The organism is Pseudomonas sp. B15(2017), assembly GCF_002113215.1.
GTDB lineage: Bacteria > Pseudomonadota > Gammaproteobacteria > Pseudomonadales > Pseudomonadaceae > Aquipseudomonas.
On sequence record NZ_NEJZ01000004.1, the window covers coordinates 65,081 to 75,383 of the forward strand.

Genomic DNA, 10,303 nt, shown 5'->3' on the forward strand with positions numbered 1-10,303 from the left:
CGTAATCGTCTGGTTGGGCTACGCAATTATAAAATTGGTCAAAAAATAAATACTGAAGTGAAGCCAATAAGGGACGAATGCCCCCTATTGTCAGGTTTACCAAGCCGACCGTGCTTTCACTGGTCCGGCAGTGCTCAGGATTATTATTGCAACAAATAGCCCATCGGCTGGTCATCTTTGTCGAAGCAGAGGATGGTTTCACAGTGGCCGCCTAGCTGGTCGGCATTTGATTCGCTGATGTCCGGTAACCATTTACCCAGTTCAGCTAGTGGTACCTTCTTGTTGTTGATATAGCAGTCGTCATCCATGCGCGGATTGCACCAGGCGGTTTTGACTTCTGGCCATTCGGACTGGGGAGCAGCTGGAGTCTTCGTCGCTGCTGATGCAGCCCCGCCCTTCTCCTGATTCCACGCTGCCCAACCACCGATGTAACGCTTGTCGAAGGTCGAAACCAGTTCATTGTCCGGGACACCTGCATCTAAGTAGAACTTCATCAGCAGGCTGCCCGCTTCGGCGTATGACACTTGACGGGTGGCGTCGATGCGGTAAGCGACAGGCTTGCCATCAGTGCTACTGCCTATGCGATACCAGATGGAGAGTTGGAACGGAGTGTCCTCCGTCCAATTACCTACCTCTGCATCTTGGATTCGACATTTGCCACGTTGGCACATGCCATTGGCTTTATTGGTGATGCGGACGCTCTGCTGGCGCTGAGCGTCCCATAGGTCCACGTACCGCGTGCTTGTGAGCCAGGTACAGAAGAGCATTGGTAGACCCGTCGCTGCTGGGCGGGTGACGCATGGAATCGCTTCCGGGAGGTTGTGGGTCGATTTCTCGTCGGGAAAGAAAGCCGCTGTACCTTGGTACGCGGAGATTTCAGCGTTGGCGTGAGCACAGAACGCGAGAAGAAGGATGCTGAGGATACGTTTCATGGTTTATTTCTTACTATGAAGGGTTTGACGAGAGGGCTGAGCAAAGCTGCTATTTCTTGTAAACAACCTTGAGCCGCTTGTTGACGTAGTCCTTGATGATTTCGTAGTCGGGGTTATACGTAACGAGCGTATGACCTACGCCTGCTGCAGCCGTTAATGTCGCTATGGTCAATGTTGCAGGTGTTGTCAGGACGGTGAATACGGCGCCGAGTGCGCCGCCTTGTACCACTGCACTTTTCACATCGCTTTTGACTCGACACTTCAGCCCCTGGCTTTCAATCTTGGTTTCAACCAGTTTGATACCTGCCATGAAATTGCCCCTGAGACCATGGATCTCGAAGGACGCTTTACTTTTCACGAGACCTTCAATCTGCGCTTCATTCAGACCTGTTACGACGATCATGGGTTTTCTGAGCTCCCTGCAAGAGATAGTGGTTTTGAGAAAGGGTGGAATAACAACCTTTTAGGGTGAGTCTCGGTTTGATAAGTCCTTCATGTCAACAGGTTGATAGCCAACTATCCAGGTTGAACTGGAGGGCGGCATGTCAAAAACCGAATCGAAGCAGTTGGCGGAGCTTGTTGGCCAAGCAATTGCTCGCCAGCGTGCTCGTTGCAAGCTGAGTCAGGAGCAGGTTGCGGAAAAGCTTGGGATTGGAAGCGAGGCCGTATCCCGTATCGAGCGAGGGATCGTTATGCCCAACATCGAGCGTTTGGTGGAGCTGGCAGCGGTTTTTCGTTGTGAAACGGCTGACCTGCTGACCGAGGGGAGTTCACGCCCAGAGGACCAGGCGCGGAGGCTCTATGACTTGTTGTCTAGGCTGGAGGCGCATGACCGCGACTTCGTCATGGACATGGTGGAGCGTCTTGTCACTAGGCTTGATCGCGACTGATGGGCTCAGTCACGGCGGTTGCTTTGTTGTTTCAGAGGATTCTTTTTCCCCAGGCTCGTCGAACAGAGCACCACAGCGTAGGCACAAACAGTTGAACCCCGCGAAGTGATATTTGGCGACATCCTCGGCTACCCGCAACGCCGATGGATACGCGGGAGTGATAGCGGCCAACCCATTGATGAGCAGATGGCTGTCTGGCGCTTGGGTATCCTCATTCGCTTTCTGCGCTTCTCGCAACGCACTGCCAACCAGGCCGACCAGTAGTGCGATGCCTTTGGCAGCCTCCCGGATCAGGTTGGCCTTGGAGTCGCAGATCAAGCAGTGTCGAAGCATGATTCATTCTCCTGAAGAAGCGGCCATGGATACGGCCGCGCACGGTGGTTTTGAGTATTTCAGGTGGGAGTTCTGTGGTCGGGGGACGGTAGTCTGAGCAAGCGACTCAGGATCCAGCATGCCAGCACCACGGCCAGTAACAGCGGTGGGAAGCGCAGCATGAGCAGAATACTCAGCACCAGCGCCCCGGCGGCTGCAAGCGCTCCGACGAATATGAACAAGCAGAGCAAAAAACGCAGTAGCGACATGGCGGGTCTCCAAGATCTTGTGCCTGGCGATGTACTCGGCACCGATAGGTTTGATTCAGTGGGCTTGCGAGGTGAGGACTTCTAGTTTTCCAGCGAGGGAGTTGGGAGCTGGCTGCGATTCACCCTGGCTAGAGGTGCTGGCGGGCTCCGAATTTACGAAGAACTCCTCGATCACGACGTGACTGTCCTCCTCGCTGTCCTCGAAGGCGCCGTTGCCGAAGCCTCGGCGAGCTGCGTCATCTAGAGCCCTCTGATCGAAACCTGCTGTTTGCCGCTGTGTATCCAGCTCGCTCGCCTTCTGCAGCGCTTCGCTCATATCCATGCCAGCGCGTATCGTGAGGTCGACATAGAAGATCGGCGTGCCATGGCTTTGGCGGGTGGATTTACCGCGTAGACGCAGCTCCAGCGGCAGGCAAGCCAGTCGATTACCTGAGATGGCCTGGAAATAATGCAGTCGAGCAGCCAGGGTGCGAATGCTGTTGAATCCGGTGGTGCGGAACACAAAGCTACCCAACGAATCCTCATCACCGATAATCACATTCAGTCGGCCGTAAGGCTTGCAGGCACCGCCTTTGGCCAGTGTGCAGGCGTCGGGCGAAGGGCAGGGCAGAGACTGTATGCCGTCCTGGGCAGAGCGCTTGCAGGTTTCACCATTGCCCACGCATAACGGTCGCCCGGACTGCCGGTCGAACAGGGTGTAGTCGGCCCGGAAATTCAGCTCCGGTTCGTTGAACAATAGGCGTATAGGAATACTGCGCAGCTTGTCTTCCTTATTCTGACGCAGTTCGTCATTGAGTGGATGTAGCAGCCAGCCATCCCTACTTTGTACCTGGGATGTGATGGTGAACTGATCATCTTTCTCCGGCAGGCGTTTACCGTTTCTCTCAATGACTTTGCCGATAGAGATGCGTCCGAGCACGGGCGGCGTTAGGGCTAAGCCTTTCAACATGATGGTTCTCCTGAAAATGAAAAAAGGCCAGCTACGCAGCGCTAACTGCGTGGACTGGCCAAGGGGAGGGAAGTAACGGATAGCGGAGTCAGCTGATCAGGAAGCGGCGACTGCCTTCCTTGGTTTTGGCGTAGCGAACCTGCAGGTAAGGTTTCTCTTTTAGTAGGCGTTCGACATCGAGCTCGGTGCAGCCCTTAGATTTCTTCCAGCTGATATATCCGCTGGAGAACTCCGCTCGGGTGGCCTCGCCGATGGCTTGCTGCAGCATCTGCTTAAGTTGGGCCTCGCGCGTTTGTTTCTCGCCGATGGATTGGCGCACGGCCTTGAGCTCTAAGTAGGCCTCCGCCAATCCTGCATGGCCGCTGAAGTCGACGGTCTGACCGTTGTCCTCCGGGTACAAGCAGCGCAAAGCCGCCTCGGCTGATGCACTGCCGTCGGCTGGCGGCGGGGTATCGGTTTCCACGTAGGTCCAGAACTTACGCTCCAGTTCGATCAGGCGGGCGATCATCTGCTCATCTCGCTCAATGCGATGGATCTCCAAGTGCTGACCGCCGAGCAGCACCGCCACATCTGCCGCCTGTTTGCCGGTGACTGCGAGTTGGTGCATCACTTGCAGTTCTACATACTCGGGTACGCCTTCCTTCCAAAGGCGTGCGCCGTTTATGCCGGCGGTCTTACATTCGAGGATCTGCACGTCGTCCGCGCCGATTACTTCGCGGTCTATATTGGCCAGCATCCAGGGCAGCTCGGGATCCGGGTGTTGCAGCACGGCGTTGATGCGCCGCACCTTGTTCTTAGTACGCTTGCTGTAGTGCCAGGCCACGATGGGCTCTAGGACGTTGCCCCAATACATCGGGCTTTCTTCATCATGTGGATCGGCTTTTGGCAGTGTAGTGTCTCGACCGGTTTTCTCCAGCCACAGCTCCAACTGCGATTTGTAGGGATTTAGGCCCACCGCAGCGCCGGCATCCGAGCTGCCAATGCCTTGCTTGCGCACCTCCAGCCAATCTTCACGAGGCAGTTCCTTGGTGCTGATCAGGCGCAGCGCTGGACGAGCCTTGCTGGTGCTGCGCAACGGAGTAGCGTTCATAGCGTTCACCTTGCAGAAATAGTAACGCCCGATCAGCAGCTACGCTGATCGGGCGTTATGGAGTTGAAGGAGGTAAGCGGTCAGGCGACCAGTTGCAGGGCGGTGTCCAGGGCACGTTGCTTGATCTGCGCCCCTTGGCCGAACCAAGCCGAGTCCATGCGGTACTCATTGCTGCGTGCACGACGCTCGTGATCGACAAACTCGGTCACGGAGTTAAGCAAGCCCCAGGCGGTGCCGCGTGCCGAGTCGAGCTGACTGCCCCGACCACGACCTTCGTACAGCTCCTGAACCTTGCGCAGAGCGCGTTCGTTGGGCAGTACCTCCGGCAGTGCGCCGGTCGGATTGGTCTCGCATAGCACGGACATGAGGAATCCCAGCGCCTCATGCCACTGGACTTTGCGTTCGGCCAGCGCACGCATGCGGTACATAAAGTCGTCCCATTGCGAGACGGCGATGCCGAGCTGCTTCTTTACTGCCTTCGGGTCGAAGCGAGTGTTGTGCGGCACTTTGATCGCGCGGCTGGTGCCGTCCAAGGCGATGGTCAAGGTGTTGTTGCAGACCACGCGCACGGTGGTGGGTGTTGCCGTGGTCGCCAGGGTGCCGTCGCAGGACGTGGCCAGCAGCAGGTAGCCGTTGACCTGATCGTTACCCTTGAGCGCAGCACCTTGCCCGGTACGCGCCAACGCCCAGAACTTGCGGCCACCCTTCAGTACGCCGGCCGTTTCCAGCTCGTAACCGGAGACCTCGGTTAGATCCCGGTAGAACTCCAGCACCTCGCGCGGTTGCACGGTGTGGTAGCGCTGAGAGACCACCGACAGCGGCGCCTTGGTATCCGAACGGAACAGCACCTTCTGTTCGGGGAAGGAATGGATCGCGCCCAGGTGGCCGATGGTCCCTGATTTGAAGAGGACGGGGCTTTCCTGGATCTCCCAGTCCATGCCGGCTTCGCGTTGCCAAACTTCGATGGGTTGCTTCTGAGTGAGCTGATTGCCCAGGCCATGCCAGGGAGTTTCGCCAGCATAGGCCATAGTTTCGACGAGATGAGCCATGGTTGTAATTCCTTTAGGTGCAAGCCGGCATAAAGCGCCACGCAGAGCGCAGCACCGTCCGGACGCAATAAATAGAAGGGAAGTTGACTTAGTTAGGTCGGGAGGTTGAAGCGGTGGCCGCATAGCAAGCAGAGGTTGTGGGCCAGGACGTGGCGATCGAGCGACTCACCCAACTGGGCGCCGAGAGCACAGCCACCGACACCGCCGGCCAGCCCACCGAGAATGGCACCCGATACCGAACCGAGTGTGATACCGACAGGGCCGGCGATAGCGCCAATGAGCGCGCCCGCTTGGCCTCCAGCCAACGCAGCACTGACGCCACGTGCAGCACCACCCACGGTGCCGATGGCCGCGCCGACTTTCATGGCGTGATGGAATGAAGCGACTTTGGGGGAATGACAGCGAGGACACTGCAATGACATGGGGCGAACCTCCTTGATGGTGTAGTCAAGGTGGTTATGTGTGGTTGAAAGTTATTTGGATCGTATTAGCGCAGTGTGGTGTGGCAGAAAACGAAACTACGCCGTAGCGGTCGGTTGGAGGCGGCCAGAGATGCCATTGATTGAAGGTGTGAACCCTTAATAATTCTAGATTCGGGATCAGAGCAACGCTTCGGTCGATGGATGTGGCTACGGTAGTCTCTAGTGCCAATGATGGCGCTATGCTATTTTTTACAAAACCATGGATGGAGTCGAAACATGCCTGATCGGTTAGCTCTGACCCAAAACGCTCAGTTTTATCGTGAGGATGTGGCGCTCACAAACGAAGCCCTTTGTTCTATTTTGGATGCTGCGTCCGATAACAAAACTCTAGGCTCGGCGTTTTTAATCGATAAAACGGATGAGATTCGCAAACTTAAGGACGGTACCGAGTTTCGGTTCAGCCTCAGAGTGTTCCCAACCGAAAGACCTGTTCATTTTTGGGAAGATCCTCTCTCGGACCTGATCCATGCGCTCATCCTGGTCATTCAGGTCGATGGCCACGTCGCAGTATTGAAGAAATCCTGCGCAAGCATCTCTGAGGTCATAGAAAAACATCTGACCCCCATCAAAAGTTCAGACTTAACAGCTTCATTCAGCGATGACGAAGCTGAATTTCAAAAAATATCTATGCGGAATATGACCGTTTCCGAGCGCGCAATGCGCAGTAAAGCTTATGAAGCTGCGGATCTGAAAGGTTTGCTTTCCCTACACGCTGCTGGAAGGTCAATTCCTTACTTCTTCAAGCTCAAACTAAATGGCCGAATTAAAACTATTTCGGCGCAAAGTGGCCGAGTAGTAGAATCTTCCGAAAGAAAGTCTCTTGATGATATTGTTAGTTGGGCGCGTCAGCAAATCGAACAGATCAAAAACCCCTCTGGCGATAAGGATTTCTTAGAAGCGTTTGCGCAGCTAGTTGATCTAGACATCGTGTGGAATAATACTCAGCCTACTGCTGTTCTAGTGGAGTCATCCTTTGTCGTTGATAACTTGCTAGAAAAAAATGTCCCACTCTTTTATACGACGAGAAAGGGCAGGACCTTTGAACTTACAGGGAAGCAATTACGTGCATTGATCTCTCAGCTGGAAACAGTCTATGAGATTATTCCAGGGTTGGACTTTAAGTTAAATGGCACAAGCAGGCCGGCCAGTCTCAAAAAAAATAAAAGTTCTATTTCTTTAGATGTGCCTGCATTGCGAAAAATAAAGCTTGAAGATAATGGAAAAGAGCTGACGCTGCAGTCGTTTATAAACAAAAACAATCTGACCACTATCAGCTTCTCCAATCCACAGTACATGTATTTCATGGGGCAGTGTTTCAAAGATGGTGCTGGCGTCAATGAAATTCCTAGTCTTCTAAAATCATTTGTAGTGATTGATGATCTTGCAATGGCTACCTCTGAGAAAGGTGACTACAAACCTGCCAGGAAAAAGTTTGACTCAAGCTCGGTTTTTGGGCTTATTGAAAAGCATTGTAGCAAAAATGACTATATCTTTTGTGACGATCTAGGCGATGAATGGGCTGATCATATTGTTTTTAATAAAAAGGAGTGCTCTGTAAGTTTTATACACTCGAAGCATGGAGATATGAGTAAGTCCGCAAGCAATCTACATGACGTTGTAGGGCAAGCCATAAAAAATATCGGAAATATGGATATTGATTTGCGTGCTTTCGGAAAAAAGTACGACAACAAGCTTTTGATGAATTACCGTGATGGCACAATGCCGCGGGTTAGAAGAAAGTTACATGGTGATTTCAAGAAATACCTTGCCGAGCTTCGGCAGGACTATCGCTTCAATAAACGCTGTATTATTTGTTGCTCTTTTTTGTCAAGGGCTCAGATTGAGTCAGAGTTCACTAAGTTACAAAAAGGGATGCGAGTTCCTGGAAACATCACTCAGATGTTCTGGATCCTTTCATCTTTCGTACATGCGACAAAGGAAGCTGGTGTTTCACCAATTATCTATTGTCGGCCATGACGGCAACCTTCCTTTTCAGGAAAGAGCCCACTTTGGATTGAGAGCGCTCGTTGGATCAGCGTATCGAAACTACTTTTCTGTCTCGGCTTTCTGTCATGGCTGACACAGAAAGGTTGCCGGTAGCAGCTTCCTGAATGTGCGCGCTCCACCAAACCATCATCGGGCGCCTACGTTCGATGTAATCCGCTCGGTTATAGGCGCTTCGCACTTCGTCTTTGTCCACGTGGGCGAGCGCTACTTCAATCAATTCAGGATCCCAGCCGTGTTCGTTGAGAATAGTGCTAGCCATTGAGCGCATGCCATGGCTTACCAACCGGCCTTCGAAGCCCATGCGCTTTAGCGCCATGTTGGCGGTTTGGCTGTTGCAATGGGTTCGAGGGTCCCGGTCTGCAGGAAATACATACTCTCTGTGTCCGCTGTAGGGTTTGATTGCCTCCAGCAGTGCCAGTGCTTGATCTGTGAGCGGCACGATATGTATGCGGCGTTTCTTCATGCGCTCAGCAGGAATCGTCCAGATCTTCTTCTCGAAGTCGATGTCCGCCCAGCGTGTGGTGGCTGCCTCTGCTGGGCGGGTCATGGTGTTGAGCTGCCATTCGATAAGGCAGCGCGTAGTCCTTTTTATGCTGGCATTGGCAATTGCCACCATGAGTTCTTTCAGCTCATCGGGAGCAAGCGCAGCCATATTCTTTTTTTTCGGTTTCTTGAAGACGGATCGAATCCCACTAAGCGGGTTTGCGTGAATCAGTCCCGAGTTGACCCCGTAGGTCATGATCTCGTTGAGTCGCTGTGATAGCCGTTTAACTGTTTCAAGACTGCCTTTGGTTTCGAGTGGCCGAAGCAGGTTGATGACTTGTGGTGCGCTGATGGCTGAGATCGGTGTGGTGCCCAAATCCGGAAAAACGTGCAACGTCAATGAGCGCCAAATATCCTCGGCATAAGCTGGTGTCACTGCATCCTTCTTCAGTTCATACCAGGACGTAGCGACATTCTGAAATGTGTGCTCAGTTTCAGCTTGCTTTGCTTGCAGCACTGCATCTCGTTGTTCTTTGGGATCGAGGCCTTGGGCAAGTATTTCCCTCGCTGCAATGGAGCCCTTTCGTGCCTGTGCTAGCGAGACTTCAGGGAAGGTACCTAGGCCCATGTTGATCCGCTTCTTCGTCACGGGATGTCGATAATTGAAGTTCCATAGCTTGGAGCCATTACTTCTCACTCGCATTTGAAGTCCGCCGCCGTCGAACAGGACGTAGTCCTTTTCAGAAGGCTTGGCAGATTTGATTTTGAGCTCAGAGAGGCGAGTCGCTTGTGCGCACATTGGCATTCCAGGATTGGGTTGGCATTCCAAAAATTAGCACTGTTGGGCTTGGAATGCCATTTGGAATGCCATAAAGCGTGGCTGTTCTTGGACGTCCGTGGACACTGATGGCAATGAAAGCCCTGTATTTGCTGGATTTCAGGCACAAAAAAAGACGTCCGTGGACGTCTTTAGATGTGTATTTGGTGGAGCCGGGGGGATTTGAACCCCCGTCCGCCAGTACTCCGCTGTCGGTACTACATGCGTAGCCGTGTCTATTAAGTTAACCCTCAGCGACCCGACGGGCAGGGTGCTTTGGGCGAGTTGTGTAAGTTTTAGCCGCTTCGTCCACAACGTACTGCACGGCGATTCTGTTCTATATGACAATCATTTTGGGTTTACAGACATCCCCTGATGATTGCTGGACCCGAAGGTACCAGGAGTGCATGTCAGCTGCAATTAAGCAGCGAGAGCAGCACCGTATTGGTCGTCATTGGCAACTATAAGTAGTTGCAACAGTGGATTTACGACTTCTGTTACCAAGTCGGCATGCACCTAGAGTTTCGCAACCGGCGTCGAATCCTGAACGGCCCCGAACTCATTGCCCGGTATATCTGTTCGAGCAACAAGCACGCGCAGTGTACGCCAAACGGCCCGCAAGGCCAACCCGAAGGTTGGCCTCAGCTTCGATCAGTTGTTGGTTCCGCTGGTTTTGCGGATTTCCAGAATGGTTTGCTGGGTTTCAGCCACACATTCGTCGATCTTGCCCTGGGCTTTGAGTGCCTGGGCCTTCTGCACACTGGCCTCTACCCTTTGACTCAGGTCAGGCGACGACATGGCTTGGGCCTTGGCGTTGTTGATGGTTTGCAGATTGGCATCGCACAAGTCAGCAGGCTTGTCAGCAGCAAAGGACGTGGAAGCCATCATCGAGGCAGTAACGAACAGACCTAACAGTACAGAACGTTTCATGTGTATCTCCTTGAACTGAGGGATCCAGACTTCGCTGGCCGTCAGGACGGGCGACCGAATGGAGGAAAAGCCCCGATTGTTCGGGGCCTGTTC

General features: G+C 53.4%; 12 protein-coding genes and 1 other RNA gene. 2 read left to right on the forward strand and 11 right to left on the reverse strand.

Annotated elements, in window-relative coordinates; translation table 11 throughout:
• Positions 1 to 143 precede the first annotated feature (143 nt).
• Both CAF73_RS08040 and CAF73_RS08045 read right to left on the reverse strand, forming a co-directional pair.
• Entirely contained in the window at positions 144 to 932 is a 789-nt protein-coding gene (locus CAF73_RS08040) for a hypothetical protein (protein WP_085702422.1), read from the reverse strand.
• A gap of 49 nt (positions 933 to 981) precedes the next feature.
• Positions 982 to 1,335 (reverse strand): hypothetical protein, encoded by a 354-nt coding sequence (locus tag CAF73_RS08045; RefSeq protein ID WP_085702423.1) that lies wholly within the window; start codon positions 1,333 to 1,335, stop codon positions 982 to 984.
• Between the two features lie 139 nt (positions 1,336 to 1,474).
• Between CAF73_RS08045 and CAF73_RS08050 the strand changes: the two genes are divergently transcribed.
• Positions 1,475 to 1,822: a helix-turn-helix domain-containing protein gene (locus CAF73_RS08050; protein ID WP_038609684.1), complete on the forward strand. Its 348-nt coding sequence runs from the start codon at positions 1,475 to 1,477 to the stop codon at positions 1,820 to 1,822.
• Positions 1,823 to 1,831: 9 nt separating this feature from the next.
• Here the strand turns inward: CAF73_RS08050 and CAF73_RS08055 are convergent, their stop codons facing one another.
• From CAF73_RS08055 to CAF73_RS08080, 6 genes are all read right to left on the reverse strand, one after another.
• Positions 1,832 to 2,155 carry a hypothetical protein gene (locus CAF73_RS08055; RefSeq protein WP_085702424.1) on the reverse strand — a complete coding sequence of 108 codons (324 nt, stop codon included), beginning with the start codon at positions 2,153 to 2,155 and terminating at the stop codon, positions 1,832 to 1,834.
• Positions 2,156 to 2,214: 59 nt separating this feature from the next.
• On the reverse strand, positions 2,215 to 2,403 hold the full coding sequence (locus tag CAF73_RS30450) for a hypothetical protein (protein ID WP_085702425.1): 189 nt from the start codon (positions 2,401 to 2,403) through the stop codon (positions 2,215 to 2,217).
• 55 nt (positions 2,404 to 2,458) lie between these two features.
• Entirely contained in the window at positions 2,459 to 3,352 is an 894-nt protein-coding gene (locus tag CAF73_RS08065; protein ID WP_085702426.1) for a hydrolase or metal-binding protein, read from the reverse strand.
• A gap of 88 nt (positions 3,353 to 3,440) precedes the next feature.
• Entirely contained in the window at positions 3,441 to 4,442 is a 1,002-nt protein-coding gene (locus CAF73_RS08070; RefSeq protein WP_085702427.1) for a YqaJ viral recombinase family protein, read from the reverse strand.
• An 80-nt stretch (positions 4,443 to 4,522) separates the two neighbouring features.
• On the reverse strand, positions 4,523 to 5,491 hold the full coding sequence (locus tag CAF73_RS08075; protein ID WP_085702428.1) for a DUF932 domain-containing protein: 969 nt from the start codon (positions 5,489 to 5,491) through the stop codon (positions 4,523 to 4,525).
• A 92-nt stretch (positions 5,492 to 5,583) separates the two neighbouring features.
• Positions 5,584 to 5,913, reverse strand: coding sequence for a hypothetical protein (locus CAF73_RS08080; RefSeq protein ID WP_054882005.1), 330 nt, complete (start codon positions 5,911 to 5,913; stop codon positions 5,584 to 5,586).
• A 276-nt stretch (positions 5,914 to 6,189) separates the two neighbouring features.
• On the opposite strand from CAF73_RS08080, the gene CAF73_RS08085 reads away from it, so the two are divergent.
• Complete coding sequence (locus tag CAF73_RS08085; protein WP_085702429.1) at positions 6,190 to 7,950, forward strand: hypothetical protein; 1,761 nt, start codon at positions 6,190 to 6,192, stop codon at positions 7,948 to 7,950.
• Positions 7,951 to 8,005: 55 nt separating this feature from the next.
• On the opposite strand, the gene CAF73_RS08090 is transcribed toward CAF73_RS08085, so the two are convergent.
• The 3 genes from CAF73_RS08090 to CAF73_RS08100 form a co-directional block, all read right to left on the reverse strand.
• Positions 8,006 to 9,262, reverse strand: a complete 1,257-nt coding sequence (locus CAF73_RS08090; RefSeq protein ID WP_085702430.1) for an integrase domain-containing protein — start codon at positions 9,260 to 9,262, stop codon at positions 8,006 to 8,008.
• A 183-nt stretch (positions 9,263 to 9,445) separates the two neighbouring features.
• Positions 9,446 to 9,835: a transfer-messenger RNA gene (gene ssrA / locus CAF73_RS08095) on the reverse strand.
• Between the two features lie 96 nt (positions 9,836 to 9,931).
• Entirely contained in the window at positions 9,932 to 10,210 is a 279-nt protein-coding gene (locus tag CAF73_RS08100) for a hypothetical protein (RefSeq protein ID WP_085698372.1), read from the reverse strand.
• Positions 10,211 to 10,303 lie beyond the last annotated feature (93 nt).

Coding starts and splice junctions, on each gene's coding strand:
- CAF73_RS08040 (WP_085702422.1), bottom strand. CDS start 932: ATGAAACGTATCCTCAGCATCCTTCTTCTCGCGTTCTGTGCTCACGCC.
- CAF73_RS08045 (WP_085702423.1), bottom strand. CDS start 1,335: ATGATCGTCGTAACAGGTCTGAATGAAGCGCAGATTGAAGGTCTCGTG.
- CAF73_RS08050 (WP_038609684.1), top strand. CDS start 1,475: ATGTCAAAAACCGAATCGAAGCAGTTGGCGGAGCTTGTTGGCCAAGCA.
- CAF73_RS08055 (WP_085702424.1), bottom strand. CDS start 2,155: ATGCTTCGACACTGCTTGATCTGCGACTCCAAGGCCAACCTGATCCGG.
- CAF73_RS30450 (WP_085702425.1), bottom strand. CDS start 2,403: ATGTCGCTACTGCGTTTTTTGCTCTGCTTGTTCATATTCGTCGGAGCG.
- CAF73_RS08065 (WP_085702426.1), bottom strand. CDS start 3,352: ATGTTGAAAGGCTTAGCCCTAACGCCGCCCGTGCTCGGACGCATCTCT.
- CAF73_RS08070 (WP_085702427.1), bottom strand. CDS start 4,442: ATGAACGCTACTCCGTTGCGCAGCACCAGCAAGGCTCGTCCAGCGCTG.
- CAF73_RS08075 (WP_085702428.1), bottom strand. CDS start 5,491: ATGGCTCATCTCGTCGAAACTATGGCCTATGCTGGCGAAACTCCCTGG.
- CAF73_RS08080 (WP_054882005.1), bottom strand. CDS start 5,913: ATGTCATTGCAGTGTCCTCGCTGTCATTCCCCCAAAGTCGCTTCATTC.
- CAF73_RS08085 (WP_085702429.1), top strand. CDS start 6,190: ATGCCTGATCGGTTAGCTCTGACCCAAAACGCTCAGTTTTATCGTGAG.
- CAF73_RS08090 (WP_085702430.1), bottom strand. CDS start 9,262: ATGTGCGCACAAGCGACTCGCCTCTCTGAGCTCAAAATCAAATCTGCC.
- CAF73_RS08100 (WP_085698372.1), bottom strand. CDS start 10,210: ATGAAACGTTCTGTACTGTTAGGTCTGTTCGTTACTGCCTCGATGATG.